At 60.5% G+C, this 26,571-nt stretch carries 26 protein-coding genes; 23 read left to right on the plus strand and 3 right to left on the minus strand.

Translation table 11 applies throughout. The features are described 5' to 3' along the window. Positions 1–53: 53 nt before the first annotated feature. The 12 genes from BLV61_RS23815 (at position 54) to BLV61_RS23870 (ending at position 12,387) form a co-directional block, all read left to right on the plus strand. Positions 54–662 carry a DUF4823 domain-containing protein gene (locus tag BLV61_RS23815; RefSeq protein WP_047526993.1) on the plus strand — a complete coding sequence of 203 codons (609 nt, stop codon included), beginning with the start codon at positions 54–56 and terminating at the stop codon, positions 660–662. 16 nt (positions 663–678) lie between these two features. Continuing rightward, entirely contained in the window at positions 679–1,239 is a 561-nt protein-coding gene (locus BLV61_RS23820; RefSeq protein WP_047526994.1) for a DUF1285 domain-containing protein, read from the plus strand. A 123-nt stretch (positions 1,240–1,362) separates the two neighbouring features. Then, positions 1,363–2,079: a FadR/GntR family transcriptional regulator gene (locus BLV61_RS23825; protein WP_047526995.1), complete on the plus strand. Its 717-nt coding sequence runs from the start codon at positions 1,363–1,365 to the stop codon at positions 2,077–2,079. Positions 2,080–2,147: 68 nt separating this feature from the next. Then, positions 2,148–3,023, plus strand: a complete 876-nt coding sequence (locus BLV61_RS23830; protein ID WP_090467782.1) for an SMP-30/gluconolactonase/LRE family protein — start codon at positions 2,148–2,150, stop codon at positions 3,021–3,023. A 273-nt stretch (positions 3,024–3,296) separates the two neighbouring features. Next, positions 3,297–4,115 carry an SDR family oxidoreductase gene (locus BLV61_RS23835; protein WP_090467784.1) on the plus strand — a complete coding sequence of 273 codons (819 nt, stop codon included), beginning with the start codon at positions 3,297–3,299 and terminating at the stop codon, positions 4,113–4,115. Positions 4,116–4,260: 145 nt separating this feature from the next. Next, positions 4,261–5,265, plus strand: a complete 1,005-nt coding sequence (locus tag BLV61_RS23840) for a substrate-binding domain-containing protein (protein ID WP_047527000.1) — start codon at positions 4,261–4,263, stop codon at positions 5,263–5,265. 64 nt (positions 5,266–5,329) lie between these two features. Beyond that, positions 5,330–6,889, plus strand: coding sequence for an L-arabinose ABC transporter ATP-binding protein AraG (gene araG, locus BLV61_RS23845; RefSeq protein WP_090467786.1), 1,560 nt, complete (start codon positions 5,330–5,332; stop codon positions 6,887–6,889). A gap of 12 nt (positions 6,890–6,901) precedes the next feature. Continuing rightward, positions 6,902–7,870, plus strand: coding sequence for an L-arabinose ABC transporter permease AraH (gene araH / locus BLV61_RS23850; protein WP_090469963.1), 969 nt, complete (start codon positions 6,902–6,904; stop codon positions 7,868–7,870). Positions 7,871–8,067: 197 nt separating this feature from the next. Next, positions 8,068–8,781 carry a GntR family transcriptional regulator gene (locus tag BLV61_RS23855; RefSeq protein WP_047527004.1) on the plus strand — a complete coding sequence of 238 codons (714 nt, stop codon included), beginning with the start codon at positions 8,068–8,070 and terminating at the stop codon, positions 8,779–8,781. After that, on the plus strand, positions 8,778–9,776 hold the full coding sequence (locus tag BLV61_RS23860) for an ADP-ribosylglycohydrolase family protein (RefSeq protein ID WP_090467789.1): 999 nt from the start codon (positions 8,778–8,780) through the stop codon (positions 9,774–9,776). The genes BLV61_RS23855 and BLV61_RS23860 overlap by 4 nt, the downstream gene beginning before the upstream one ends. 222 nt (positions 9,777–9,998) lie before the next feature. Further along, positions 9,999–11,465 carry a purine-cytosine permease family protein gene (locus BLV61_RS23865; RefSeq protein WP_090467792.1) on the plus strand — a complete coding sequence of 489 codons (1,467 nt, stop codon included), beginning with the start codon at positions 9,999–10,001 and terminating at the stop codon, positions 11,463–11,465. Further along, a complete protein-coding gene (locus tag BLV61_RS23870; RefSeq protein WP_090467794.1) occupies positions 11,458–12,387 on the plus strand; it encodes a PfkB family carbohydrate kinase in 930 nt (309 codons plus the stop codon). The genes BLV61_RS23865 and BLV61_RS23870 overlap by 8 nt, the downstream gene beginning before the upstream one ends. Before the next feature lie 102 nt (positions 12,388–12,489). On the opposite strand, the gene BLV61_RS23875 is transcribed toward BLV61_RS23870, so the two are convergent. Further along, complete coding sequence (locus BLV61_RS23875) at positions 12,490–12,813, minus strand: hypothetical protein (protein WP_090467796.1); 324 nt, start codon at positions 12,811–12,813, stop codon at positions 12,490–12,492. 80 nt (positions 12,814–12,893) lie between these two features. Further along, complete coding sequence (locus BLV61_RS23880) at positions 12,894–14,099, minus strand: MFS transporter (RefSeq protein ID WP_090467798.1); 1,206 nt, start codon at positions 14,097–14,099, stop codon at positions 12,894–12,896. 209 nt (positions 14,100–14,308) lie between these two features. Between BLV61_RS23880 and BLV61_RS23885 the strand changes: the two genes are divergently transcribed. The 6 genes from BLV61_RS23885 (at position 14,309) to BLV61_RS23910 (ending at position 20,209) form a co-directional block, all read left to right on the plus strand. Next, a complete protein-coding gene (locus BLV61_RS23885) occupies positions 14,309–14,791 on the plus strand; it encodes a GNAT family N-acetyltransferase (RefSeq protein WP_047527014.1) in 483 nt (160 codons plus the stop codon). 249 nt (positions 14,792–15,040) lie between these two features. Continuing rightward, positions 15,041–16,033, plus strand: a complete 993-nt coding sequence (locus tag BLV61_RS23890; protein WP_090467800.1) for a 2-dehydro-3-deoxygalactonokinase — start codon at positions 15,041–15,043, stop codon at positions 16,031–16,033. Between the two features lie 20 nt (positions 16,034–16,053). Then, positions 16,054–16,674: a 2-dehydro-3-deoxy-6-phosphogalactonate aldolase gene (locus BLV61_RS23895; protein ID WP_090467803.1), complete on the plus strand. Its 621-nt coding sequence runs from the start codon at positions 16,054–16,056 to the stop codon at positions 16,672–16,674. 47 nt (positions 16,675–16,721) lie between these two features. After that, positions 16,722–17,870, plus strand: a complete 1,149-nt coding sequence (dgoD, locus tag BLV61_RS23900; RefSeq protein WP_047527021.1) for a galactonate dehydratase — start codon at positions 16,722–16,724, stop codon at positions 17,868–17,870. Between the two features lie 164 nt (positions 17,871–18,034). Continuing rightward, a complete protein-coding gene (locus BLV61_RS23905; RefSeq protein WP_047527023.1) occupies positions 18,035–19,345 on the plus strand; it encodes an MFS transporter in 1,311 nt (436 codons plus the stop codon). A gap of 60 nt (positions 19,346–19,405) precedes the next feature. Beyond that, a complete protein-coding gene (locus BLV61_RS23910; protein ID WP_047527025.1) occupies positions 19,406–20,209 on the plus strand; it encodes an IclR family transcriptional regulator in 804 nt (267 codons plus the stop codon). 185 nt (positions 20,210–20,394) lie between these two features. Here the strand turns inward: BLV61_RS23910 and BLV61_RS23915 are convergent, their stop codons facing one another. Continuing rightward, the gene (locus BLV61_RS23915; protein ID WP_090467805.1) at positions 20,395–22,059 is read right to left on the minus strand and encodes an electron transfer flavoprotein-ubiquinone oxidoreductase; all 1,665 of its coding nucleotides are present in this window, start codon (positions 22,057–22,059) and stop codon (positions 20,395–20,397) included. A 548-nt stretch (positions 22,060–22,607) separates the two neighbouring features. Between BLV61_RS23915 and BLV61_RS23920 the strand changes: the two genes are divergently transcribed. From BLV61_RS23920 to BLV61_RS23940, 5 genes are all read left to right on the plus strand, one after another. After that, positions 22,608–23,357, plus strand: coding sequence for an electron transfer flavoprotein subunit beta/FixA family protein (locus tag BLV61_RS23920; RefSeq protein ID WP_007987229.1), 750 nt, complete (start codon positions 22,608–22,610; stop codon positions 23,355–23,357). Next, positions 23,358–24,287: an electron transfer flavoprotein subunit alpha/FixB family protein gene (locus BLV61_RS23925; RefSeq protein WP_090467807.1), complete on the plus strand. Its 930-nt coding sequence runs from the start codon at positions 23,358–23,360 to the stop codon at positions 24,285–24,287. A gap of 210 nt (positions 24,288–24,497) precedes the next feature. Beyond that, positions 24,498–25,334, plus strand: coding sequence for a substrate-binding periplasmic protein (locus BLV61_RS23930; protein WP_090467810.1), 837 nt, complete (start codon positions 24,498–24,500; stop codon positions 25,332–25,334). 9 nt (positions 25,335–25,343) lie between these two features. Continuing rightward, complete coding sequence (locus BLV61_RS23935; RefSeq protein ID WP_047527033.1) at positions 25,344–25,700, plus strand: DUF4398 domain-containing protein; 357 nt, start codon at positions 25,344–25,346, stop codon at positions 25,698–25,700. After that, positions 25,697–26,509, plus strand: a complete 813-nt coding sequence (locus BLV61_RS23940) for an OmpA family protein (protein WP_090467812.1) — start codon at positions 25,697–25,699, stop codon at positions 26,507–26,509. The genes BLV61_RS23935 and BLV61_RS23940 overlap by 4 nt, the downstream gene beginning before the upstream one ends. The last annotated feature ends 62 nt before the right edge of the window (positions 26,510–26,571 follow it).

Consider the following 26,571-nt stretch of genomic DNA (forward strand, 5'->3'; position numbering starts at 1 on the left):
CTGCATCCCATGGCCATTCGCCGGTTTTCCGACACCGGCCTCTGGAGGATAGGATGCGTAGCCTGGTTTTGCTGCTGGCCGTTTTGGCGCTTGGCGGCTGCATGAATGTCAGCGATATGGCCGAAGGGACTCGTTACCACATGAGCGACGCCGGTCTGCTGGACCACAGCGACAGCCGCCGCGTGAATAACCTGCGCATTCAGCCGGACTCGTTCGTCTATATTGCCCAGGGCGCATTCGTACCGCCGGGCAGTGCCGTCTACCCGCGACCTAACGTGATCGCCGAAGTCGCCTTTGATGGCTTTGTCGAATACTTCCCGATGGTTCGCCGCGCTCGCACGCCGGAAGGTCTGGACCAGGCCATGAGCGAAGCCCGTGCCGTTGGCGCCCATTACCTGCTCTACACCCGTTTCGCCAAGTCCGATGACCGCATTGGCAACTCGGATGAATGGCTGGATCAAGAGGCGCTGGATCGCCTCGGAATCGACAGCGGCGTGATTCAGATCATGTTGATCGAGACCAGCACCCAGTATTTGATTGATACTGCACGTATCAAGAGTCGTGGCGGTTTACTGACGTTCCACGATAAAAAGCCGGAAGACCTGATGGGCCCGCCGCTGGAGCAATACGCTCGTAGTCTGCTGGGGCTCAGCGACCAGTAAATCAAAGGAGATCGCCATGAGTGGCCCGCAAAAAGCCAACGACCTGTTGGGGCAAATCCCCAAAACCAAAGGCTTGCCGCCGGTCCACCTGTGGAATCCCGACTTCTGCGGCGACATCGACATGCGCATCGCCCGCGACGGCACCTGGTATTACCTGGGCACGCCGATCGGGCGCAAGCCGATGGTCAAACTCTTCTCCACCATCATTCGTCGCGATGGCGATGATTATTTCCTAATCACACCGGTCGAGAAGGTCGGCATCAAGGTTGATGACGCGCCCTTCGTGGCCATCGCCGTGGACGTCGAAGGCGAGGGTGAGGCGCAGGTCCTGCGCTTCACCACCAACGTCGACGAAACCACCGACGCCGGTGCTGAACACCCGATTCGTGTGGTGGTCGATCCACTCACCCAGGAACCGGCGCCTTACGTGCATGTGCGCACGAACCTTGAAGCGCTGATCCATCGCAATGTGTTTTACCAACTGGTTGAGCTGGCAGTCAGTCGCGAGATCGATGGGCAGCGTTGGTTGGGCGTGTGGAGTGGGGGTGAGTTTTTCCGCATCGGTCTTGAGCCCTGACACATAACCCTATGGGAGCAAGCTCGCTCCCAAAAGGGTTTGCGTGTGTTCAAAAAATCAATTTGACAGTCAATCATATGATGATTAGCGTGGCCACCTTAGCGAATGGCTTTGGGGATATCCATGTCCAGCAGTTTTCATGCGTCGACCGTCGATTGGCTGGGTTGCTGGATCGCTACCGGCCAAGTGAAGCCCGGCGAAACCATCAAGGTCGAAGCTGACCTCGGCGAGCAGCTCGGCGTCAGTCGTACCGTCATCCGCGAAGCCATCAAAACCCTGGTTGCCAAAGGCCTGCTCGAAGTCGGGCCGAAGGTCGGCACCCGTGTGTTGCCGGTACGGCGCTGGAACCTGTTCGATCCGCAAGTCGTCGGCTGGCTGTCGCGCAGCGGCTTGCCGGAAAACTTCGTCGATGACTTGCTCGACCTGCGCCGCACCATCGAACCCATGGCCGTGCGCTGGGCCTGTGAGCGGGCGACGGGCGAGCAGGTCGAGGCGATTTTACTGGCTTGCAACGCGCTCGAACGCGCCGTGGACAGTGGCATCGACTACAACCGCGCCGACCAGCTCTTCCATGAGTGCATCCTCGCCGCGAGCCACAATCAATTCATCGAGCAAATGGTGCCGGCCCTCGGTGCCTTGCTGGCGGTGTGTTTCGAAGTGTCCGCCGCCGACCCCGACGAACTGCGTCGCACCTTGCCCATTCATAAAGACATGGCCCAAGCCATCGCCGCCCGCGATGCCGCGCGCGGTGTCTGGGCCTGCATGACCCTGATCGACAACGCTGACCTGGCGATCAAGCGCTACTACCCGCAGGTCATGGCCGACAAAAAAGCCAGCTGAAAACGAAGAACCTGTGGGCGCCGGCAAACCGGCTCCGACCTGAAAAGAATAAGAAAGCAGGAGGTTTCATGACGTGGACAGCGGTGACCGGACACCGGGCGCAACTCGGTGAAGGCCCATTCTGGGATGCGCCGAACCAGGCACTGTACTGGGTGGACATCGCCGGCAAGCAAGCGTTGCGGCTGATTGGCGCCAACGTGCAGATCTGGCAGATGCCGGAGCACGTGTCAGCGTTCATTCCGTGTGAGCGCGGCGATGCACTGGTGACCTTGAGCAGTGGCGTCTATCGACTTGATCTGGATTCGCCCGGCCTGGAGCCGCGGCTGACGTTGCTCTGCGTTGCCGACCCGCAACCGGGCAACCGCGCCAACGAAGCGCGTTGCGATGCCCTCGGTCGGCTCTGGCTCGGCACCATGCAAAACAATATCGGCGAACAAGGCGAAGACCTGCCCATCGTGCGGCGTACCGGCGGGCTGTTTCGCATTGACCGCGACGCCAGGGTAACGCCCCTGCTTCGCGGTTTGGGCATTCCCAATACGTTGTTGTGGAGCGATGACGTCACCACCCTGTATTTCGGCGACAGCCTCGATGGCACGCTGTATCAACATGTCATCCGCACCGACGGCAACCTCGAACCGGCGCAGACCTGGTTTGCAGCCCATGGGCGCGGCGGTCCGGACGGATCGGCGATGGATGCGCAAGGTTTTATCTGGAACGCCCGGTGGGACGGTAGCTGCCTGCTCAGGCTCAGTCCGGACGGGAAAGTCGATCGGGTGATTGAGCTGCCAGTCAGCCGCCCCACCAGTTGCGTGTTCGGCGATACCGATCTTAAAACCCTGTACATCACCAGTGCCGCGAGCCCGCTCGGGCATTCGCTGGATGGGGCCGTGTTGTCGATTCGTGTGGACGTCCCCGGAAAGCATTGCACTCGTTTTGCGGGATAAATCCCAAAATATGGGATGTAAATATATATATTGAGATTTATCCTGGGCCAGGTTTATAGTCGGCCTCACCAGTTACATGCACTCACACTTAAGAAAAACAAAACAGGTGAAGTGATGCAGCGATATTCCACCGTCTTCCCGTGCGGAGTCAGTGCTTCAGAGCGTTTCAAAGCTGAAACGTTTTTTGCGTGCCTGTTCTTGCCTCAACGCCTTTTGACCGGACATCCACGGATGCCCGGTTTTCGTCGTGCTTTCGAACAGGAGTCTTGATCCATGGCTGAACCTCTTTCCTTGCCACCGGTACCCGAACCGCCGAAGGGCGAGCGCTTGAAAAACAAAGTCGTGTTGCTCACCGGCGCGGCTCAGGGTATTGGCGAAGCGATCGTCGCCAGCTTCGCATCTCAGCAAGCCAGGCTGATCATCAGCGATATTCAGGGGGATAAAGTCGAAAAGGTTGCGGCGCACTGGCGGGGAAAAGGTGCCGATGTGGTGGCGATCAAGGCCGATGTCTCGCACCAGCAGGATCTGCACGCCATGGCCAGGCTGGCGGTGGAACGTCACGGCCGGATCGACGTGCTGGTCAACTGTGCCGGGGTCAATGTGTTCCGCGACCCGCTGCAAATGACCGAAGAAGACTGGCGTCGCTGCTTTGCCATCGACCTCGACGGCGCCTGGTTCGGCTGCAAGGCCGTTTTGCCGCAGATGATCGAGCAGGGCATCGGCAGCATTATCAACATTGCCTCGACCCATTCCAGCCACATCATTCCCGGTTGCTTCCCGTACCCGGTGGCCAAGCACGGCTTGCTCGGCCTGACCCGTGCCCTGGGCATCGAATATGCGCCCAAGGGTATTCGCGTCAATGCCATTGCACCGGGCTACATCGAAACTCAGTTGAACGTCGATTACTGGAACGGTTTTGCCGATCCTTATGCCGAGCGTCAGCGCGCCTTTGATCTGCACCCGCCAAAACGAATCGGTCAGCCGATAGAAGTCGCCATGACAGCGGTGTTCCTGGCCAGCGATGAAGCGCCGTTCATCAACGCGTCGTGCATCACCATCGATGGTGGGCGCTCGGTCATGTACCACGACTGAAACCTGAGGATTTCAGGCGCAGTACTGCGCCTGAAACTCAATCATCATACGATATGACTATTTAGCGATAAGGTTTCACCGCGCCATTGGTTGAAAAGAACGCTTTCGAAGAATGCTCAACAAAAATAACAAGGAGTCAAAACCTATGAATCGTCGTCGTGCAATCCGTTCCCTGTGCTGTGCCGCTCTGGCGGTCACTGCGGTCAGCCTGAGCAGTACGCTGCTGGCGGCCGAGGAAGTGAAAATCGGGTTTCTGGTCAAACAAGCGGAAGAGCCGTGGTTCCAGACCGAATGGGCCTTCGCCGAAAAGGCCGGTAAGGAGAAGGGCTTCACCCTGATCAAGATTGCCGTGCCTGATGGCGAGAAGACCCTGTCGGCCATCGACAGCCTGGCCGCCAACGGCGCCAAGGGTTTTGTGATCTGCCCGCCCGATGTGTCCCTCGGCCCTGCGATCATGGCCAAGGCCAAGCTCAACGGCTTGAAAGTGATCGCCGTCGATGACCGCTTCGTCGATGCCAGTGGCAAATTCATGGAAGAGGTTCCGTACCTTGGCATGGCAGCGTTCGAAGTCGGCCAGAAGCAGGGCGGCGCCATGGCCACCGAAGCGAAAAAGCGCGGTTGGGACTGGAAAGACACCTACGCGGTGATCAACACCTACAACGAACTCGACACCGGCAAGAAACGCACCGACGGTTCGGTCAAGGCGCTGGAAGACGCCGGCATGCCGAAGGATCACATCTTGTTCTCGGCGCTGAAAACCCTCGACGTGCCGGGCAGCATGGACGCCACCAACTCGGCGCTGGTGAAGCTGCCGGGCGCGGCGAAGAACCTGATCATCGGCGGCATGAACGACAACACCGTGCTCGGCGGCGTGCGCGCCACGGAAGCTGCCGGCTTCGCGGCGAAGAATGTGATCGGCATCGGCATCAACGGCACCGATGCCATCGGTGAATTGAAGAAACCCGACAGTGGCTTCTATGGCTCGATGCTGCCAAGCCCGCACATCGAGGGCTACAACACCGCCAGCATGATGTACGAGTGGGTCACCACCGGCAAAGAACCGGCGAAATACACGGCCATGGATGACGTGACGCTGATCACCCGCGACAACTTCAAGCAGGAGCTGGAAAAGATCGGTCTGTGGAACTGAGGGCGGGTTGATTTCATCGGCAGCCCCGGCCACGGGGTTGCCTGATCTGTGTCATGAGGTGGTTATGCACGCGCAAACACAAATACAACAACGCACCGGCCGTTCCTTTAGTGGCGGTGGCAGCTTGCGCTTCAACGGGATTGGCAAAACCTTTCCCGGCGTGAAGGCGCTGGATGGCATCAGCTTCGTCGCCCATCCGGGGCAGGTTCATGCCCTGATGGGCGAGAACGGCGCCGGCAAGTCGACCCTGCTGAAAATCCTCGGTGGCGCCTATACCCCGAGCAGCGGCGACTTGCAGATCGGCAAGCAGGCAATGGTCTTCAAGTCTACCGCCGACAGCATTGGCAGCGGGGTGGCGGTGATCCACCAGGAGCTGCACCTGGTGCCGGAAATGACCGTGGCGGAAAACCTGTTCCTTGGGCATTTGCCAGCCAGTTTCGGCTTGATCAATCGCCGTACCCTGCGCCAGCAAGCGCTGGCCTGCCTCAAGGGACTGGCCGATGAAATCGACCCCCAGGAAAAAGTCGGACGCCTGTCCCTTGGGCAACGGCAACTGGTGGAAATCGCCAAGGCCTTGTCCCGTGGCGCCCATGTGATTGCCTTCGATGAGCCGACCAGCAGCCTGTCGGCGCGGGAAATCGACCGCTTGATGGCGATCATCGCTCGCCTGCGCGACGAGGGCAAAGTGGTGCTGTACGTCTCCCATCGCATGGAAGAAGTGTTCCGTATCTGCAACGCGGTGACGGTGTTCAAGGATGGTCGCTACGTACGCACCTTCGAGGACATGAGCGAGCTGACCCACGATCAATTGGTCACGTGCATGGTCGGTCGCGACATCCAGGACATCTACGATTACCGTCCCCGCCAGCGTGGCGCGGTGGCACTTAAAGTCGACGGCCTGCTCGGGCCAGGCTTGCGCGAACCGGTGAGTTTCGAGGCACACAAAGGCGAGATTCTCGGGCTGTTCGGTCTGGTGGGCGCCGGCCGTACCGAGCTGTTCCGCATGCTCAGCGGGCTTACGCGAAACACCGCCGGACGCCTTGAACTGCGCGGCCACGAATTGAAGTTGCGTTCACCCCGCGACGCCATCGCCGCCGGGATTCTGCTGTGCCCGGAGGATCGCAAGAAGGAGGGCATCATGCCGCTCTCCAGCGTCGCCGAAAACATCAACATCAGTGCGCGCGGCGCCCATTCCACGTTTGGCTGCCTGTTGCGCGGGCTGTGGGAAAAGGGCAACGCCGACAAGCAGATCAAGGCACTGAAAGTAAAAACGCCGCATGCCGGACAACAGATCAAGTTTCTATCCGGCGGCAACCAGCAGAAGGCCATTCTCGGTCGCTGGCTGTCGATGCCGATGAAAGTGTTGCTGCTCGACGAGCCCACTCGCGGTATCGACATCGGCGCCAAGGCCGAGATCTACCAGATCATCCATAACCTGGCCGCCGACGGTATTTCGGTGATCGTGGTGTCCAGCGACCTGATGGAAGTGATGGGCATTTCCGACCGCATCCTGGTGCTGTGCGAAGGCGCCATGCGCGGCGAACTGAGCCGAGAACAGGCCAACGAATCCAACTTGCTGCAACTGGCTTTGCCGCGCCAACGCGCTGACGGCGTGGCGAACTGAGAGGTGACTATGATGACAACCCAAAACGAAACCCTGCCGACCGTGCGCAAGCCTCTGGACCTGCGACGCTTTCTTGATGACTGGGTGATGCTGCTGGCGGCGGTGGGGATCTTCGTGCTCTGCACCTTGCTGATCGACAATTTCCTATCGCCGCTGAACATGCGTGGCCTGGGCCTGGCGATTTCGACCACCGGGATTGCCGCCTGCACCATGTTGTACTGCCTGGCGTCCGGGCATTTCGACTTGTCGGTGGGCTCGGTGATCGCCTGTGCCGGGGTCGTCGCGGCCGTGGTGATGCGCGACACCAACAGCGTGTTTCTCGGTGTCTGTGCGGCACTGGTCATGGGGCTGATCGTCGGGCTGGTCAACGGGATCGTGATTGCCAAGCTGCGGGTCAATGCGTTGATCACGACGCTGGCCACCATGCAGATCGTGCGCGGCCTGGCCTACATCTTCGCCAACGGCAAAGCGGTGGGCGTGTCCCAGGAATCATTCTTCGTGTTCGGCAATGGCCAACTGTTCGGTGTACCGGTGCCGATCCTGATTACCATCGTCTGCTTCCTGTTCTTCGGTTGGTTGCTCAACTACACCACCTATGGCCGCAACACCATGGCCATCGGCGGTAACCAGGAAGCGGCGCTGCTGGCCGGGGTCAACGTTGATCGGACCAAGATCATTATCTTCGCCGTGCATGGCCTGATCGGCGCGTTGGCCGGTGTGATTCTGGCTTCGCGCATGACCTCGGGTCAGCCGATGATCGGCCAGGGCTTCGAGCTGACGGTGATCTCGGCGTGTGTGCTGGGCGGGGTTTCGTTGAGTGGCGGGATCGGCATGATCCGGCACGTGATTGCCGGGGTGTTGATTCTGGCAATCATCGAGAATGCGATGAACCTGAAGAATATCGATACGTTTTACCAGTATGTGATTCGGGGTTCGATTCTGCTGTTGGCGGTGGTGATTGACCGTTTGAAACAGCGCTGAGATTTTCGCTGCTCTCACGAGCGCCATCGCGGACAAGCCACGCTCCCACAGGTTTTTGCGTAATCTGTGGGAGCGTGGCTTGCCCGCGATGGCTGCATGACTGACTCACTCCCGCTCTCGCGAACAATCGCATCCTTCTGTCACCTCCCTTAAATATTTCTTGCCCGTCCCAACCCGTTTCGGGTATCAATTTGTACATGATTAGACAGGTACGATTCGACAAGAAACAACGGGTGGTCGACGAACTCATCCGGCGCATTGAAAGCGGCCTCATGGAGGACGGCTTTCATCTGCCGGGCGAGCATCAGTTGGCTCAAGAATTCAAAGTCAGCCGAGGTACTTTGCGTGAAGCCCTGGCCGAGTTGAAACGGCGCAACTACATTGCGACGCAAAGCGGGGTAGGCTCCATCGTCACCTTCGACGGTATGGTGCTCGACCAGCGCAACGGCTGGGCCCAGGCCCTGGCCGACAGCGGCGCGCTGGTCAACACCGAAGTACTGCGGTTGGAGGCGGTGACCCGTCCTGACCTGCTGTCGCGCTTCGGCATCGACCAGTTCATTACGCTCGACCGACGCCGCCGTTCCAACGACGGCACGCTGGTCTCCCTCGAACGCTCCTTGATGCCCGCCACCGGAGGTCTGGAAAGCCTGCCGCGTGTCGGTCTGATCGACAACTCCCTGACCATCACCCTGGCGGCCTATGGCTATATCGGTGAACGCGGCGATCAATGGATCGGTGCCGAACCGCTGAACGCCGAAGACGCGGAACTGTTGGGCCGCCCGGTCGGTACGGTATTCCTGAAAGCCTTGCGCACCACGTACGACCGGCAAAACCGTTTCATGGAACAGGTGGAAAGTTTGCTCGACCCTGTGCACTTTCGTCTTCACCTGCAGTTTGGAACGGCGCAATGACGGCGCTCAACCGTGCGCTTGGCGCATTCTATGGCTTGGCCCTGGGTGATGCGCTGGGAATGCCGACCCAATCCCTGAGCCGCCCCGAAATCAAGGCGCGCTTCGGCGAAATCACCGACCTGCAAGACGCCGGCCCCTTGCAACCGATTGCCCCCAACATGCCCAGGGGCTCGATCACTGACGACACCGAACAGGCGATCCTGGTCGGCCAGTTGCTGATCGACGGCAAGGGCAGGATCGAACCGGCGCTGCTCGCCCGGCGCTTGATCGAATGGGAAGCCCAAATGCAGGCCAAGGGCTCCCAGGATTTGCTCGGGCCGTCGACCAAACGTGCGATTGAAATGATCCTGGCCGGTCATTCGCCGGAAGAGGCGGGGCGTTACGGCACCACCAACGGTGCGGCGATGCGCATCACCCCGGTCGGTATCGCGGCCGACGTCGCAGATCCCGCGCGTTTTATCGATGCCGTGGTACAGGCCTGCCAGGTGACCCATAACACCACGCTGGGTATTTCGAGCGCGGCGGCGGTGGCGGCGGTGGTTTCGGCCGGGATCAACGGCATGGATTTGGGGGAAGCGCTGAACCTTGGCCAGCAAGTCGCCCAGCAAGCCGAAAGCCATGGCCATTGGGTTGCCGGCGGACGCATTGCCTCGCGCATCAGTTGGGCGCGCAGCATCAGCATCGACAGCGACAAGGCGTTGTTGGCCGACCTGCTGTACGACGTGATTGGCACTTCGGTGGCATCACAGGAATCGGTGGTGGTAGCGTTTGCCCTGGCGCAGCAAGTGGCCATCGGCGAGATGAATGCCTTCGAAGCGCTGTGCATGGCCGCCAGCCTGGGGGGCGACACCGACACCATCGCCGCGATTCTCGGCGCGATGCTCGGGGCCAACCTGGGCCTTGAGACTTGGCCTGTCGCGTTGATCGACACAGTCAAGGCTGTCAACGATCTGGAGCTGAAGCCACTGGTGCAGGGGCTATTGGCTTTGCGTTGATTGCGCTGACGCCATCGCGGGCAAGCCCGCTCCCACAGGTACAGCGTGTACCTTCAGGATCGCAGTGACCCTGTGGGAGCAAGCCTGCTCGCGATAGTCGCGCTGAACACTGGATTTGATAACCCGCAATGGATCGCACGAGCACGGCCAGGAACGCCGAGACGTTGTGTCGACTTCCGTATTGCCCACAACCACAACAAAGGCAACAGGAGCATTTTTTTCATGAGTTCATCAAACGCGGGGCAAAATGCCGGACAACTGGAAACCCGTGGCATCGAACCTGTGCCGGAAGCCGAGTGCAAGGGTCATCCCTTGCAACTGTTCTGGGTCTGGTTCGCCGCCAACATTTCCATCCTCGGCCTGCCTTTGGGCGCAACCCTCGTAGCGTTTCGCGGCTTGGCGATCTGGCAGGCGATCATCGTCGCGATCCTCGGTGCCGCCGGTTCTTTCGCGGTGGTCGGGATCATCTCCATCGCCGGCCGTCGAGGCCGGGCACCTAGCCTGACCCTGTCGCGCGCGATCTTCGGCGTACGCGGCAACATCGGCCCGACCCTGGTCTCACTGATGTCGCGCCTGGGTTGGGAAACGGTCAACACCACCACTGCCGCGTTCGTGCTGTTGTCATTGTGTTCGATTCTGTTCGGCTCGCCGGTGGAAGCGAAAAGCGCACCGCTGTTGACGCTGCTGTTCATCGCGATTTTCGTGTTGCTGACCCTGTCGGTGTCCGGCCTCGGTCACGCCACGCTGTTGGTGATCCAGAAATGGGCGACCTACGTGTTCGGCGCGCTGAACATTCTGGTCGGCGGGTTCCTCTGCGCCACCATCGACTGGAGCGCGGTATTCAATGCCACGCCTGCGCCGCTCAGCGCCATGATCATCGGCGTTGGCACCATGGCGGCGGGCACCGGGATTGGTTGGGCCAATGCCGGTGCCGACATGTCGCGCTATCAGCACCGCAGCGTCAAGGCTGTGCGCCTGGTGGCGTCGGCGGCATTCGGCGCGGGCATTCCGCTGGTGCTGCTGATCACCCTCGGCGGCCTGCTGTCGGTGGGCAATAACGACCTGGCCCAGGCCACCGATCCGATCATCGCGATTCGCGACATGCTGCCGACCTGGATGGCCGTGCCGTACCTAGTCACCGCATTCGGCGGGCTGCTGCTGTCGAATAACCTCTCGGTGTATTCCGCCGGCCTGACCACGCTGACCCTCGGTTTGAAGGTCAAGCGTGTCTACGCCGTGGTGGTCGACATCGTTGCGATCTTCGCCGGTTCGATTTACTTCATGCTGATCGCCGACAGTTTCTATGGTCCGTTCATCACCTTCATTTCCCTGCTGGCAGTGCCGATCACCGCGTGGGTCGGGATTTTCGTGGTCGACCTGATCCATCGTCACTATTACAGTCCCAAGGACTTGCTGGATGTCAGCCCGAGCAGCGCCTACTGGTATCGCGGCGGCGTCGAATGGCGAGCCTTCGGTGCCTGGGCCATCGCCATTGTGCTCGGTTTCAGTTTCACCACCATTGGCACTACCGCAGACAACGTCTGGTTCAAAGGCTTTCTGTCCGATTCGTGGCTGGGCCATAACGGCCTCGGCTGGATCGTGACCTTCGTGGTCGCTGGTGGGATTTATCGGGTACTCGGCGGGGCGAAGGATCGTCGCGCCGCATTGATCGAGAATGCCCATGCCTAAGTTGTTGCACACCGGCCAGGTCATCATCGACCTGGTCATGGCCGTGGATAAATTGCCGCAAGCAGGTGGCGATGTGCTCGCGCAATCGGCCCGTTTCGAAGCCGGTGGCGGTTTCAATGTGATGGCCGCCGCCCGTCGCAATGGTCTGCCGGTGGTTTACCTGGGTCGGCATGGCACCGGGCGCTTCGGTGACTTAGCGCGCGAGGCGATGAACGCGGAGGGCATCCAGATCGGCATCGCTCAGCGCGCCGAGCGCGATACCGGATTGTGTGTCGCCATCACCGACGCTTCGGCCGAGCGCAGTTTTGTCTCCTACATCGGTGCGGAAGGTGAACTGACGGCCGAAGACCTGGCAAGCGTGTCGGCCGAGGCGGGTGATTATGTCTACGTCAGTGGCTACAGCCTGCTGCACGTCGGCAAGGCACAGGCGCTGGTGGACTGGGTGCTGGCGTTGCCGAGCGCTATCAAGGTGGTATTCGATCCGGGGCCCTTGGTGGATTCACCGGATGCACCGCTGATGCAGGCGTTGTTGCCACGCATCGACCTGTGGACCAGCAACGCGGTCGAGGCGCAGAGATTCATGGGGGTGTCGGACATCTCCGACGCGCTGACGTGCCTGGCGGCGCATCTACCGGCCACGGTGTTGATGGTCGTGCGCGATGGGCCGCAAGGCTGCTGGATCAGCCAGGGTTCTGAGCGTCGGCATGTGCCGGGCTTCAAGGTCGACGCGGTGGACAGCAATGGTGCGGGCGATGCCCATGCCGGGGTGTTCGTGGCGGGGCTGGCCCAGGGATTGTCGGCGTTTGATGCAGCACGGCGGGCGAATGCGGCGGCGGCTTTGGCGGTGACTCGCTGGGGGCCTGCTACTTCGCCAGGGGCGGCTGAAGTGGATGCGTTGATTGGCGATGGCTCTAGCCGTTGATCTGCCGTCATCGTTGGCAAGCCGGCTCCTGAAGGCGATTCGCGATAGCTGATCCGCACCCCGAAAGTGGGACAGCAATCCTGCTTTCCGGGGGTGGGGCAGCTATTGGCTGATTCCGCCGGCTTTGCCCGAGTCACCGCTGGTGCTTGAGCCCAGGCCGCCGCCGGTGTCACCGGGTGTTTCGGTGTCCGGCAAGTCGAATCCGCCCTGGCGCCCGGGGTCGTTGCCCTGGGTGCGTGGATCGGTCCCCGTGGAAGGCGGCAAACGGTTGTCGATTCCCGCACCGTCGGTGTTGATGCCAGGGGCGCTCTGGATGGCCGGGGCCTTGGGTTTCTCCACAGGGTTAGTGGGGCCGGTGGTCCCGGCGAAGGCGGTAGAGGACAGCAGCGCAGCAAGGGCGAGGGCGGTCAACCGGGACAGGCTCATGGTGTTGTCTCCAATAAATAGAGTCCTACCTGATTAGTCCGCCCCGGATCTCGATGGGTGCCTGATGGGCGACGGACGGCTCAGGCGCGCTGCAACGCCTTGGCCATGCTCATTCGACGCCAGAGCAGGCGCCCGACGGTGATCAACCAATTGAGCGATGCAACCGCCATTACGGTGAGCAGCAGCGTGGCCATGCCGTGTTCGACGATGATTTTCCCGGCCAGCAATGGAAAGCCGAATACGCCGATGAAGTACGACAGGCTGAACAGCAGCAAGGATTGCGCGGTGGTGCCGCTCGGCGCCTCATTGGCGGCCAGGCCGTTGATCACTGAATAGGTCAGGCCGTAACCGACCCCGAGCATCACGGCGGCGAGCACGTAGTTGAAGCCGTTGTCGACCACGAACCCGAACATCAGGATCGAGGCCAGCATCAGCCCCGAAAGCAGGCAGGACGCACGCAGTGGATCGCGCTTGACCACGAATCCGGCGATCAGCAGGCGACCGCTGATCGCCGCGCTCATGAAGCCGAGAAAGAACAACGAATAGTCGAGCGAGCGCTGCGCCGCGTAGCTGGTTTGAAAGCTCGACAATCCGCCGAACACGCAGCCACCGAGGCCGACCATGATGATCGGAAACACCGCTCTGGACGACAGCACTCGGGCCGCGGCGTGCCAGGAAATCCGCGATACGACGGTCGATTGCGCCGCGGCCGTTTTCAGGTGTCGGTCCAGACGCCAGAACAGCAGTACCCCCACAAGACTCGCCAGCGCCGCCAGGTAAAACGCCGCCGTTACCGGATAGCCGAGGGCGCTCGCGGCGCGACCGAGCAACGGACCGCTGCCGATGCCGGTCATCATGCTGCCCGACAGGAGGGCGAAATACTTGGCTCGCTGCGCCGGCGTCACCAGGCTGGCGACGATGATCGGCCCGAGGGTGTAGAACACGCCCCAACCCAACCCCAGCAACAACCCGAAAATCAGCAGCAGATGGCCGAAGCCTGGCGTCAGGGCAAAACCAAGGCTGGCGGCGACCAGCAACAGGCCGAACAGCGCCACCGAACGGGCCGCGCCGAGCCAGTCGGACAAGTGACCGGAGACGATTACGGCGGCGAAAGTGCTGAGCATCGCTACCGAAATCACGCTGCCGGCATCCTGCTCATTGCCACCGCGAGAGCCGATCAACAGCGACAGCAAAAAGGTCGAACCGTAAGACAGCGACAGCAGGTAGCTGGCCAGGCAAAACAGGCCGAACAACTTGCTGGAGACAGGGGGTGTTGCGGTAGACATGACGTGGTTCCTTCACCCGATCAAATGGCAGGTCATCTATCTATCACGCAAGGCGTCTATCTTAGGTGCGAGGTTCGCGATGCAAGGGTTAGCCCTAGCCGGAGTAACAACCTGTGGCGACGGTGTTCTGTGGCGAGGGAGCAAGCTCCCTCGCCACAAATCGCGCGCCGCCTTAGTATGGCGTTTTCAACTTTTGACAAGGCGCGTCCATGACGATCGAAATCCGCCCGGCAACCCCCAGTGACGCGCCACAAATCCTCGCGTTCATCACGGAATTGGCCGACTACGAACGTGCCCGCCACGAAGTCATTGCCAGCGTCGCCGACATCGAGCGCAGCCTGTTCAGCGAAGGGGCGACCGCCCATGGCCTGATCTGCCTGCGCGACGGGTTGCCGATCGGTTTCGCGGTGTTCTTCTTCAGCTATTCCACATGGCTGGGCAGCAACTGCCTGTACCTCGAAGACCTCTACATCACCCCGGAGCAGCGGGGTGGCGGTGCCGGCAAAACCCTGCTGCGGCATTTGGCGAAAATTGCCTGTGCCAACGATTGCGGGCGCTTCGAATGGAGCGTTCTGGAGTGGAACACCCCAGCCATCGATTTCTACAAATCCCTGGGCGCGCAGCCACAGGAGGAGTGGGTTCGCTACCGCATGGACGGCAAAGTGCTTCGCGAGTTCGCCGAAGGTCAATAAACGCCCAACCCCCGTAGGAGCGAGCCTGCTCGCGAAGAAATCGAAAGCACCACGGGGTGTCAGGCTTCACGCTTCTTCGTTGACGACCATCGCAGACAAGCGAGCTCCTGCATTCCAGGGGCTCGCGAACGCTGCGATTTTTTTTGTCTTCTCCCAATATATGGGATTGATATTTATATATTGAGATTTTGCGCCGTCCGGGTTTATAGTCCAGCTCACTCACTGCCAAAAACCAAAACAGGTGAAGCGATGCTGGCGCAATTGATCGCGCTCGATTGGGGGACAACCTCATTACGTGCTTACAAACTGGCCGAAGGTGGCCAAGTGCTCGAACAGCGTTCGCTGTCGTCGGGGATCATGCAGCTGCCCAAGGCGCCGCGCGTCATTGCCGGCCGGGAATGCACCGACGGTTTTGAACTGGCCTTTGACCAGGCATGCGGCGACTGGCTCGACGAACAGCCCGGCCTGCCGGTGATTGCCTGTGGCATGGTCGGCAGCGCCCAGGGCTGGTGTGAAGCGGCCTACCGCGATACGCCGGCAAACGTCGCCACCCTCGGCACCGCCTTGCAAACCGTACGCAGTCTTCGTGGTGTCGACGTGCACATCGTGCCGGGTGTGATCCAGCGCTCGCGCTTGCCCAACGTGATGCGCGGCGAAGAAACCCAAGTGCTCGGCGTGCTGCAAACCCTGTCGAACGAGGCGGGCGCCGATCTGTTGATCGGCCTGCCGGGCAGTCATTCGAAATGGGTGGAAGTGGCCGACGGCTGCATCGTCCATTTCGACACTTTCATGACCGGCGAAGTCTTCGCCGTGCTCAGCGAACACAGCATTCTGGGGCGTACCCAGCAACGCGGCGGGTCGTTCGATGACGAAGCGTTTGATCGCGGCGTGCAGGTGGCATTGTCGGCGGACGGCGAAACCGGTGTGCTCTCGACCATGTTCAGCGCTCGCAGCCTCGGTCTGACGGGGGCGCTGAGCGCCACCGCACAACCGGACTACCTGTCCGGCCTGTTGATCGGCCATGAACTGTCGGCCCTTGCCCGCGTCCTGCGACATCGGCGCAACAGTGTGCACCTGCCATCGATCATCCTCATCGGCAACGCCCAACTCTGTACGCGTTACAGCCGGGCCCTGGACGCTTGCGGGTTTGCCCGAGTGGCGCTGGTCGAACAGGCCACCGAACGCGGGCTGTGGCAACTGGCGCTGGCCGCCGGACTGATCACGCCCAACCCATCCCGTTAAACCTGACTGGAGCTCTGAACATGCTCAAACAAGCACTGGCGCAAAACGGTCTGATCGCGATCCTGCGCGGCTTGCGTCCGCAAGAAGCGGCGGCCATCGGCGAAGTCCTGTACGCAGCCGGATTTTGCGTCATCGAGGTACCGCTCAACTCCCCGGAGCCGTACGAAAGCATCCGTATCCTGCGCAGCACCTTGCCCGCTGATTGCCTGATCGGTGCCGGCACGGTGCTGACACCGGAACAGGTCGAGCAAGTGAAAGCGGCGGGCGGTCAGGTGATCGTGATGCCCCACAGCGATCCCAAGGTATTGCGCGCCGCGAAGGCTGCGGGGCTGTACCTGTCGCCGGGTGTCGCCACGCCGACCGAAGCCTTTGCGGCACTGGCCGAAGGGGCGGACATCCTGAAGATGTTTCCGGCCGAACAGATGGGGCCGGCGGTCGTCAAGGCATGGCTCGCGGTGTTGCCGGCGGGAACGATTCTGGCACCGGTCGGTGGCATCACCCCGGACAACATGCAGGTGTTCATCGATGCCGGCGTCAAAGGCTTCGGCCTCGGCTCCGGGTTGTTCAAGCCAGGCATGACCCCTGCGCAAGTGGCGGCCAATGCCAAGGCCTATGTCGCGGCCTGGAAATCCCTTCGCTAAGGCTTTTGGCGCTGCGTGCGCTGCATCTGAATAAGAGAGACAAAAAGATGAAAATCACCAAACTGACCACCTTCATCGTTCCGCCGCGCTGGTGCTTCCTCAAGGTCGAAACCGATGAGGGCGTCACCGGTTGGGGCGAGCCCGTGGTCGAAGGCCGCGCCCACACCGTGGCGGCTGCCGTCGAAGAATTGTCCGACTACCTGATCGGCAAAGACCCGCGCAACATCGAAGACATCTGGACCGTGCTTTATCGCGGTGGCTTCTACCGTGGCGGCGCAATCCACATGAGCGCACTGGCCGGCATCGATCAGGCGTTGTGGGACATCAAGGGCAAGGCGCTGGGGGTGTCGGTCAGCGACCTGCTGGGCGGCCAGGTGCGCGACAAGATTCGTGTCTATTCGTGGATCGGCGGCGACCGTCCGGCGGATACCGCGCGGGCAGCGAAAGAAGCGGTGGGGCGCGGTTTCACCGCGGTGAAAATGAACGGCACCGAAGAGCTGCAGTTCCTCGACACCTTCGAGAAAGTCGACCTGGCCCTGGCCAACGTCGCTGCCGTGCGTGACGCGGTGGGCCCGAACGTCGGCATCGGCGTCGACTTCCATGGCCGGGTGCACAAGCCCATGGCCAAGGTGCTCATGAAAGAGCTCGACCCGTACAAACTGATGTTCATCGAAGAGCCAGTGCTCAGTGAAAACTATGAAGCGCTGAAGGAGCTGGCGCCGCTGACCAGCACGCCGATTGCCCTGGGCGAACGGTTGTTTTCCCGTTGGGATTTCAAACGCGTGCTCAGCGAAGGCTACGTCGACATCATTCAACCCGATGCGTCCCACGCCGGTGGCATCACCGAAACCCGCAAGATCGCCAACATGGCCGAAGCCTACGACGTGGCGCTGGCGCTGCATTGTCCGCTGGGCCCGATTGCGCTGGCCGCTTGCCTGCAACTGGACGCGGCCTGCTACAACGCGTTCATTCAGGAACAGAGCCTGGGCATCCATTACAACGAGAGCAACGACCTGCTGGATTACGTCAAGGATCCGCGGGTGTTCGACTACGACAAAGGCTTCGTGAAAATCCCCAACGGCCCGGGCCTGGGTATTGAGATCAACGAGGAGTACGTGATCGAACGCGCAGCCATCGGGCACCGCTGGCGCAACCCGATCTGGCGCCATGCCGATGGCAGTTTTGCCGAGTGGTGAGTTTCTCCTGACACATAACCTGTGGGAGCGGGCTTGCCCGCGATAGCGTCCTGTCGGTCACATCAATGCCGGATGTGCCGCCGCCATCGCGGACAAGCCCGCCCCCACAGAGACAGTGCAAATTTTCCAATCGTCCTCAATAAACATAAGAAGAGGCACTCCTCATGCAACCGCAAACCCTCACCGGGCAGGCGACGTTGGTGACGCCCAGCCGCAAGCGTTTTTTTATCATGGTCCTGCTGTTCATCACCGTGGTGATCAATTACCTGGACCGCAGCAACCTGTCGATCGCTGCCCCGGCGCTGACCAGCGAACTGGGCATCGACCCGATTCACGTCGGCCTGATTTTCTCGGCCTTCGGCTGGACCTACGCCGCCATGCAGATCCCCGGTGGCTGGCTGGTGGACCGTGTTCCGCCGCGCATTCTCTACACCGCTGCCTTGCTGCTATGGTCGATTGCCACAGTGATGCTTGGCTTCGCCGGCAGCTTCATCGCGCTGTTCGTGCTGCGCATGGCCGTCGGTGCCCTGGAAGCGCCGGCCTATCCGATCAACAGCCGCGTCGTCACCACGTGGTTCCCGGAACGCGAGCGCGCCACGGCCATCGGTTTCTATACCTCTGGGCAGTTTGTCGGCCTGGCATTCCTGACGCCGTTACTGGCCTGGCTTCAGCACGAATTCGGCTGGCACATGGTGTTTGTCACCACCGGCGCGGTAGGCATTCTCTGGGCGGTGATCTGGTACGCGGTGTATCGCGAACCGCGTGACTTCAAAGGCGCCAACGAGGCCGAAATCGACCTGATCCGCGAAGGCGGCGGGCTGGTGGACATCCAGGCCGAGCAAGCCAGGGTCAAAGCGAAATTCAGCTGGGCCGACCTGGGGATCGTCCTGAGCAAGCGCAAACTCTGGGGCATCTACCTGGGCCAGTTCTGCCTCAACTCGACGCTGTGGTTTTTCCTGACGTGGTTCCCGACCTACCTGGTGAAATACCGGGGGATGGACTTCATCAAATCCGGCTTACTGGCATCGCTGCCATTTCTCGCGGCGTTCGTCGGTGTGCTGTGTTCCGGATTCTTTTCGGATTTCCTGATCCGGCGCGGGTACACGGTCGGTTTCGCTCGCAAATTGCCGATCATCAGTGGCCTGCTGATTTCCACTTCGATCATCGGCGCCAACTTCGTCGAGTCGACGCCGCTGGTGATCGCCTTCCTCGCCCTGGCGTTCTTCGGCAACGGTCTGGCTTCGATCACCTGGTCGCTGGTTTCCACGCTGGCGCCGGCACGTTTGCTGGGACTGACCGGTGGCGTGTTCAACTTCATCGGCAACCTGTCGGCCATTGCCACGCCAATCGTCATCGGTTTCCTCGCCAGCGGTGAGTCCTTTGCCCCGGCGATCACCTACATCTCGGTTCTGGCATTGCTGGGTGCACTTTCCTACATTTTGCTGGTGGGCAAGGTCGAGCGTATCAAGTTGTAGTCGCAGCAGGAGGGCGACCATAATGCCGCCCGTTCACTCGCTCAACGGTAAAGGCTGGATATGCAGGAAGACGCCCCAAAAATCGCCAAGGACGCCGCGCCAACCGGCACCCAGACACTGCTTCGAGGTTTGGGTGTGGTTCAGGCCGTGGCCAGTGGCGCCCGTGATCTCAAGGAGATCGCCCGGTTGATCGGGACCACGCGCAGCACCACTCATCGACTGGCCAGTTGCCTGGTCGACGAACGTTATCTGCGGGTGGTGCCGCAAGTCGGTTACCTGCTGGGGCCGAAGCTGATCGAATTGGGGTTTCAGGCGCGCGAAGAACTGCCGTTGGTCACCCTGGCCGGGCCGTATCTGGATGAGTTGTCGGCGCTGACCGGTGACACCATTCACCTGGCGATCCGAGAAGGCGACGAAGTGCTGTACCTGCACAAGAATCCGGGACGCAACGGCCCGGAAATGCGCTCGCGGGTCGGCCATCGCATGCCGTTGGCGCGTACCGGCATCGGTAAGGCACTGATGCTCGACGACACGCCACAAGAGTGGCAACGGTTGTACGAAGTCAGTTTGCCAGCAGGTGGGAAAAATCAGTTCTGGCCGCAGCACCCGGAGCAGTCCTGGGAGCAATTTCAGCAGCGCATGATCGAGTATGTGGCCGGAGGTTATGCGTTCGACCTGGAGGACAACGAACCGTCGATCCGTTGCGTGGCGGCACCGATTCGTGATGCCAGCAAGCGCATCGTCGCCGGCATCAGCATCGCCAGTACCGTGCCGTATATGTCGCTGGAAAAAATGGCCGAGTTGATTCCCCTGATCAAAGGGGTCACGGCGCGGTTGTCGAACGACCTAGGCGCGAAAGTCTGACACGTGACCTGTAGGAGCGAGCTTGCTCGCGAAGGTCGATAGCGCTGACGCGTAGTGTCTGAATACAAGCGGTGTATTGGCGTCTTTCGCGAGCAAGCTCGCTCCCACAGAGGACGATGCATTGCGCGAAATTTCAGGCAACAAAAAGGCCCCCATTCGGGAGCCTCGTTGTTCAGGCGTACGGCTTACATGTTCGGGTAAGTCGGGCCGCCAGCGCCTTCCGGCGTCACCCAGGTGATGTTCTGCGAAGGGTCCTTGATGTCGCAGGTCTTGCAGTGCACACAGTTCTGGGCGTTGATCTGGAAGCGCTTCTCGCCATCTTCCTTGGTAATCACTTCGTACACGCCGGCCGGGCAATAACGCTGGGCTGGCTCATCGTACAGCGGCAGGTTCTTGTTGATCGGGATGCTCGGATCGGTCAGCTTCAAGTGGCACGGCTGTTCTTCTTCATGGTTGGTACCGGAGATGAACACCGAGCTGAGTTTGTCGAAGCTGATCTTGCCGTCCGGTTTCGGGTAGTCGATCTTCTTGCAGTCGGCCGCAAGCTTGAGGCACGCGTAGTCCGGCTTGGTGTCGTGCAGGGTGAACGGCAGTTTGCCGCCGAAGATGTTCTGGTCGAGCCAGTTGAAACCGCCACCGACGATAGCGCCGAACTTGTGGATCGCCGGGCCGAAGTTGCGGCTGGCGAACAGTTCGTCGTAGAGCCAGCTCTTCTTGAACGCGTCGACGTAACTGGTCAGTTCTGCAGTGCCGTCCAGATCAGCGAACAGCGCGTCGGCCACGGATTCGGCGGCCAGCATGCCGGACTTCATCGCGGTGTGGCTGCCTTTGATCTTGGCGAAGTTCAGGGTGCCGAGGTCGCAACCGATCAGCGCGCCGCCCTTGAAGACCATTTTCGGCAGCGAATTCAGGCCGCCCTTGCAGATGGCGCGAGCGCCGTAGCTGATGCGCTTGCCGCCTTCCAGGTACTGTTTGAGCACCGGGTGATGCTTGAGGCGCTGGAACTCGTCGAACGGCGACAGGTAGGTGTTGCTGTAGGACAGGTCGGCGATCAGGCCGACCACCACCTGGTTGTTTTCCAGGTGATAGAGGAACGAGCCACCGGTGTTCTCGGTGCCCATGATGTCCATCGGCCAACCGGCGGTGTGGACCACCAGGCCTGGCTGATGCTTGGCCGGGTCGACTTCCCAGATTTCTTTCAGGCCGATGCCGTAGTGCTGGGCGTCTGCATCGCTGTCGAGGTTGAAACGCTTGATCAGCTGCTTGCCGATGTGGCCGCGGCAACCTTCGGCGAACAGCGTGTACTTGCCACGCAATTCCATGCCCGGGGTGTACAGGCCTTCCTTCGGGTGACCTTCGCGGTCAACGCCCAGGTCGCCGGTGATGATCCCGCGAACCACGCCGTTCTCGTCGAACAGGGCTTCCTGGGCGGCGAAGCCCGGGTAGATTTCCACGCCCAGGTTCTCGGCCTGCTGGGCCAGCCAGCGGCACAGGTTACCCAGGGAGATGATGTAGTTGCCTTCGTTGTGCATGGTCTTGGGCACAAAGAAGTCAGGGATTTTCTGCGCGCTTTCGGCGTTTTTCAGCACGAAGATGTCATCGCGGGTGACCGGCGTGTTCAGCGGCGCGCCGAGTGCTTTCCAGTCCGGGAACAATTCGTTCAGGGCCCGTGGTTCGAACACGGCACCAGACAAGATGTGAGCACCGACCTCGGAGCCTTTTTCGACCACGCAGACGCTGATTTCCTTACCGGCTTCGGCGGCCTTCTGCTTCAATCGGCAGGCAGCGGAAAGACCAGCGGGGCCGGCACCGACGATGACGACGTCGAATTCCATGTATTCGCGTTCCACAGGTTATCTCCTACTCAAGGCTCAACAGTTTTTTTTCTAATTGGGAGGTTGGGTGTCGCATCCCTGAATCCCTGCGCAACGCCGGGAGAGGACAATCGAGTAACCACCTTTCTCTTTGGGTGGCGCATTATATCTACACCACTCTCAGCGTCCAATACAAACGTTTGTTTGAATTGGCTCAAAGCCAGAGAAATCAAAGTCACGCGGCTTATGAACGGCTATTTTGCCGTATTGACCGGAATAGGTGTTCCGGTCAAGATACGGGCGGTTTTGCGCTCGCCGTAGGCTGACTGTTGGTTTCAAGAGCACCTCTAAAGACAGGGCGATGGCACTGGAAAGTGATGAGCCGCGCAGGTTTGGCGCGCAGTTTACACGCCGCGATAATGAATGACTCGTGAGTCACGACTGACGAACGGTCATCAACATTATGAGCGATGGTCACTTGACACGTTTGCCGGCGTTTTTAGAGGTGCCCTTGCGCCCGATGAGCATCAACCGCCAGGTTCGCCTAGGCGACTTCCTTTTCACCGGAGAGTAACGAGGAATCCATGAAGGTTCTTGTAGCTGTCAAACGCGTTGTGGATTACAACGTCAAGGTCCGCGTCAAGGCGGACAATTCCGGCGTCGATCTTGCCAACGTCAAGATGTCGATGAACCCGTTCTGCGAAATCGCAGTGGAAGAAGCGGTACGCCTGAAAGAGAAAGGCGTCGCGACTGAAATCGTCGTCGTCTCCGTCGGCCCGTCCACCGCTCAAGAGCAACTGCGCACTGCGCTGGCTCTGGGTGCTGACCGCGCCATCCTCGTCGAATCCGCCGAAGATCTGACTTCCCTGGCCGTTGCCAAACTGCTGAAGGCTGTTGTCGACAAGGAACAGCCTCAGCTGGTGATCCTTGGCAAACAAGCCATCGACAGCGACAACAACCAGACTGGCCAGATGCTTGCCGCATTGAGCGGTTACGGTCAGGGCACGTTCGCTTCGAAAGTCGAAATCAGCGGCGACAGCGTCGCCGTGACCCGCGAAATCGATGGCGGCGCGCAGACCGTTTCCCTGAAACTGCCGGCCATCGTCACCACCGACCTGCGTTTGAACGAGCCGCGCTACGCGTCCCTGCCAAACATCATGAAAGCCAAGAAGAAGCCTCTCGAAGTGCTGACTCCGGACGCTTTGGGCGTTTCCACCGCCTCCACCAACAAGACCGTGAAAGTCGAAGCGCCTGCTGCACGCAGCGCGGGTATCAAGGTCAAGTCGGTGGCTGAACTGGTCGAGAAACTGAAAAACGAAGCGAAGGTAATCTAAATGACTATCTTGGTTATTGCTGAACACGACAACAAAGTGCTGGCCCCGGCCACGCTGAACACCGTGGCTGCCGCTGCCAAAATCGGCGGCGACATCCACGTGCTGGTTGCAGGCCAGGGCGCTGGCGCCGTGGCTGAAGCCGCTGCGAAAGTCGCTGGCGTGGCTAAAGTGCTGGTGGCCGACAACGCTGCCTACGCTCACCAGCTGCCGGAAAACGTTGCGCCTCTGGTTGCCGAGCTGGGCAAGGGCTACAGCCACATCCTGGCTGCCGCCACTTCCAACGGCAAAAACATCCTGCCGCGCGTCGCCGCTGCGCTGGACGTTGACCAGATCTCCGAGATCATCTCGGTCGAAAGCGCTGACACCTTCAAGCGTCCGATCTATGCCGGTAACGCCATCGCTACCGTTCAGTCGAACGCGTCAGTGAAGGTGATCACCGTGCGTGCCACCGGTTTCGACCCGGTTGCCGCTGAAGGTGGTTCGGCTGCTGTAGAAGCCGTTGCCGCTGCCCACAACGCTGGCATCTCCAGCTTCGTCGGCGAAGAACTGGCCAAGTCCGATCGTCCGGAACTGACCGCTGCCAAGATCGTCGTTTCCGGCGGCCGCGGCATGCAGAACGGTGACAACTTCAAACACTTGTACGCCCTGGCCGACAAGCTGGGCGCTGCCGTCGGTGCTTCCCGCGCCGCGGTCGACGCAGGTTTCGTACCCAACGACATGCAGGTCGGTCAGACCGGCAAGATCGTTGCTCCACAGCTGTACATTGCCGTCGGTATCTCCGGCGCGATCCAGCACCTGGCCGGCATGAAAGACTCCAAAGTGATCGTTGCGATCAACAAGGACGAAGAAGCGCCGATCTTCCAGGTGGCCGATTACGGCCTGGTGGCGGACTTGTTCGAAGCCATCCCTGAGCTGGAGAAGCTGGTCTAATCCGGCTGCTTCACTTATAAAGAGCCCGGCCTTCTGGTCGGGCTTTTTTTTGCCTTTTTTTCTGTAGGAGCGAGCCGGCTCCGGGCGGCGTTCCGACGATGGACGTCAACGATGACGCGGGGAACCTGAATTAGCACGGTGCCCTTGAAACCATCGCGAGCTGGCTCGCTCCTACAAGAACATAAACGGTCTCAACGGGAGTGTTTCGCCATGGATTTGAGCCGCCTATGTGGCTGGTCATTGCTTCTTGGGTTGACGCTATTTCCAGCGCTGTCCACTGCAGCCGGCAAGTGCGATCGCCTGGTGGTGACCGGCAGTCCGGATGCGCCACCTTTCCTGTGGCAAGACCCGCAGGATCCCAGGCATCTGATCGGCGCCAGTGCCGATTTGTTGCAGCTAGTGGCGGGGCAGTTAGGGATCAAGGTTGAACTGTTGTACGCCGGAAAACGCTCCCAGGCCCTGGACGAAGTGCGCAGTGGACGCATGGACATGCTGGCTGACGCCTCGTTGACGGTCAGCGAACTGGAAACCCTGGATTACATTCACCCGCCGTTGCTGGAAAACGATTATCTGGTCTGGACCCGCAAGGATTCGTCACTGGTCTATAGCAAGGTGCAGGACCTGCCGGGGCATACTGGCGCCTTGTCGGAAAAGTCCCGACTGACCCCGGCATTCGCCACTTTCGCCGAGCAGCAATTGTCCCTGACGCGTACGTCCAACCTGACCCAGGCCTTCCAGAAACTGCTGTTGGGCGAGGTGGAATATGTCCTGGCCGGACGCTACTCGGGCGTGGCGATGGCGCAGACATTGGGCATGTCCAATGACCTGGTGGCTCGCGTGCAACCGGTAGACAAGCCGGGGCTGTTTCTGGCCATTTCCCATGACTCCGCCTGCAACGATCCGTGGTTGCGCGGACAGTTGGCCAAAAAGATGACAGAATTGCCCGCGTCCGGACTGACGGAGGCCGTGCTGTTGCGCAATATCGAGCGTTGGAATGCTCAACTTTCTCAACGGCAGACGCCACCTGTCAGTAGCCCAAAACAGTAGGGATTTTTAGTGAGTATTCGACCTCTTTTCGCTGCCCTGGCCGTTCTGGCTCTGGCGGGTTGTGCAGCCGATCCTGCGCCGAATGAACAAATGCGCCTGACTGCACAGGCACTCGAACAAGCCAAGGCTGTTGGCGCCACTGCCGACGAAGTGCCTGAAATGAAACTGGCCGAAGACAAGTTCAACCGGGCCAAGGGCAACATGGCCGACCAATCCTTCAGAAACGCACGCATGCGGGCCGAACAGGCCGAGCTGGACGCGCGTCTGGCTGAGGCCCGGGTCCTGACCCTCAAGAGCGAGGAGCAGTTGAGCGTGCTCAATACCCGCATCGCCCGTCTGCGCAAGCAAGTGGGGGACTCCCAATGAGCCTCAAGACCAAGGCCCTCGGTGGTCTGATCCTGGCGGGTTGCGCGAGCCTTTATGGCTGCGCCGGCCAGCACAGCGAAGCGGCATTGCAGGAGGCGGGCGCCAACTTCCAGAAGGTCAAGGAAGATTCCAACGTGCTGCGTATCGCCCCCAAGGACGTGATCCGCGCCGGTGAGTCCCTGGCGCGCGCTGATCGTTTGTCCAGCTACTGGGGCAGCGGGTCGGACGTGGTGCATTACGCTTATCTGAGCCAGCGTTACAGCGAGATCGCTCGGGAACACACCGATCAGGTGCTTAACGAAGAGCGCGCGGCAAAACTCGAACTGGAGCGGCAGCGCCTGCAACTGGCCTTGCGTGAATCCAAACTGCTCAGCGTGCAGCAGCAGGGCAAATGGATCGAAGAGCAAATCGTTGCGACGGCCACCACCCAGACCGACCGTGGTTTGGTCATGACCCTGGGCGACGTGCTGTTCGACACCGGCGAAGCAGAATTGAAAAACTCGGCGAACCGCGTCGTGCTGAAAGTCGTCCAGTTCCTGCAGCTCAACCCCAAGCGTGTGGTGCGGATCGAAGGCTACACCGACAGCACCGGCGGCAAACAGGAAAACCTCAAGCTGTCCCGCGACCGTGCGCAATCGGTGGCGGACGTTTTGACGGATCTTGGGATCGACGACAAACGTATTCAGGTTGAAGGCTACGGTGATGAATACCCTGTGGACGTTAACGCTTCCGAGCGGGGTCGTGCCCAGAACCGTCGGGTGGAAATTGTGTTCTCCGATGAAAAAGGCCAGATGGGCGCCGCCCGCTAAGGGTTGCGTCACTGGAAACCCGGCCTGCCAGTCAGCGCCGGGTTTTTTTTCGCCTGCCAAAT

Source organism: Pseudomonas mohnii, from assembly GCF_900105115.1.
In the GTDB taxonomy this organism is placed as follows: domain Bacteria; phylum Pseudomonadota; class Gammaproteobacteria; order Pseudomonadales; family Pseudomonadaceae; genus Aquipseudomonas; species Aquipseudomonas mohnii.

Excerpts from the sequence above, each read along its gene's own strand:
- araG (WP_090467786.1), top strand. The coding sequence starts at position 5,330 with ATGCACGCGCAAACACAAATACAACAACGCACCGGCCGTTCCTTTAGT.
- BLV61_RS23895 (WP_090467803.1), top strand. The coding sequence starts at position 16,054 with ATGCTCAAACAAGCACTGGCGCAAAACGGTCTGATCGCGATCCTGCGC.
- araH (WP_090469963.1), top strand. The coding sequence starts at position 6,902 with ATGACAACCCAAAACGAAACCCTGCCGACCGTGCGCAAGCCTCTGGAC.
- BLV61_RS23905 (WP_047527023.1), top strand. The coding sequence starts at position 18,035 with ATGCAACCGCAAACCCTCACCGGGCAGGCGACGTTGGTGACGCCCAGC.
- BLV61_RS23865 (WP_090467792.1), top strand. The coding sequence starts at position 9,999 with ATGAGTTCATCAAACGCGGGGCAAAATGCCGGACAACTGGAAACCCGT.
- BLV61_RS23870 (WP_090467794.1), top strand. The coding sequence starts at position 11,458 with ATGCCTAAGTTGTTGCACACCGGCCAGGTCATCATCGACCTGGTCATG.
- BLV61_RS23815 (WP_047526993.1), top strand. The coding sequence starts at position 54 with ATGCGTAGCCTGGTTTTGCTGCTGGCCGTTTTGGCGCTTGGCGGCTGC.
- BLV61_RS23825 (WP_047526995.1), top strand. The coding sequence starts at position 1,363 with ATGTCCAGCAGTTTTCATGCGTCGACCGTCGATTGGCTGGGTTGCTGG.
- dgoD (WP_047527021.1), top strand. The coding sequence starts at position 16,722 with ATGAAAATCACCAAACTGACCACCTTCATCGTTCCGCCGCGCTGGTGC.
- BLV61_RS23920 (WP_007987229.1), top strand. The coding sequence starts at position 22,608 with ATGAAGGTTCTTGTAGCTGTCAAACGCGTTGTGGATTACAACGTCAAG.
- BLV61_RS23875 (WP_090467796.1), bottom strand. The coding sequence starts at position 12,813 with ATGAGCCTGTCCCGGTTGACCGCCCTCGCCCTTGCTGCGCTGCTGTCC.
- BLV61_RS23840 (WP_047527000.1), top strand. The coding sequence starts at position 4,261 with ATGAATCGTCGTCGTGCAATCCGTTCCCTGTGCTGTGCCGCTCTGGCG.
- BLV61_RS23925 (WP_090467807.1), top strand. The coding sequence starts at position 23,358 with ATGACTATCTTGGTTATTGCTGAACACGACAACAAAGTGCTGGCCCCG.
- BLV61_RS23820 (WP_047526994.1), top strand. The coding sequence starts at position 679 with ATGAGTGGCCCGCAAAAAGCCAACGACCTGTTGGGGCAAATCCCCAAA.
- BLV61_RS23880 (WP_090467798.1), bottom strand. The coding sequence starts at position 14,099 with ATGTCTACCGCAACACCCCCTGTCTCCAGCAAGTTGTTCGGCCTGTTT.
- BLV61_RS23860 (WP_090467789.1), top strand. The coding sequence starts at position 8,778 with ATGACGGCGCTCAACCGTGCGCTTGGCGCATTCTATGGCTTGGCCCTG.
- BLV61_RS23885 (WP_047527014.1), top strand. The coding sequence starts at position 14,309 with ATGACGATCGAAATCCGCCCGGCAACCCCCAGTGACGCGCCACAAATC.
- BLV61_RS23930 (WP_090467810.1), top strand. The coding sequence starts at position 24,498 with ATGGATTTGAGCCGCCTATGTGGCTGGTCATTGCTTCTTGGGTTGACG.
- BLV61_RS23855 (WP_047527004.1), top strand. The coding sequence starts at position 8,068 with ATGATTAGACAGGTACGATTCGACAAGAAACAACGGGTGGTCGACGAA.
- BLV61_RS23910 (WP_047527025.1), top strand. The coding sequence starts at position 19,406 with ATGCAGGAAGACGCCCCAAAAATCGCCAAGGACGCCGCGCCAACCGGC.
- BLV61_RS23830 (WP_090467782.1), top strand. The coding sequence starts at position 2,148 with ATGACGTGGACAGCGGTGACCGGACACCGGGCGCAACTCGGTGAAGGC.
- BLV61_RS23835 (WP_090467784.1), top strand. The coding sequence starts at position 3,297 with ATGGCTGAACCTCTTTCCTTGCCACCGGTACCCGAACCGCCGAAGGGC.
- BLV61_RS23940 (WP_090467812.1), top strand. The coding sequence starts at position 25,697 with ATGAGCCTCAAGACCAAGGCCCTCGGTGGTCTGATCCTGGCGGGTTGC.
- BLV61_RS23890 (WP_090467800.1), top strand. The coding sequence starts at position 15,041 with ATGCTGGCGCAATTGATCGCGCTCGATTGGGGGACAACCTCATTACGT.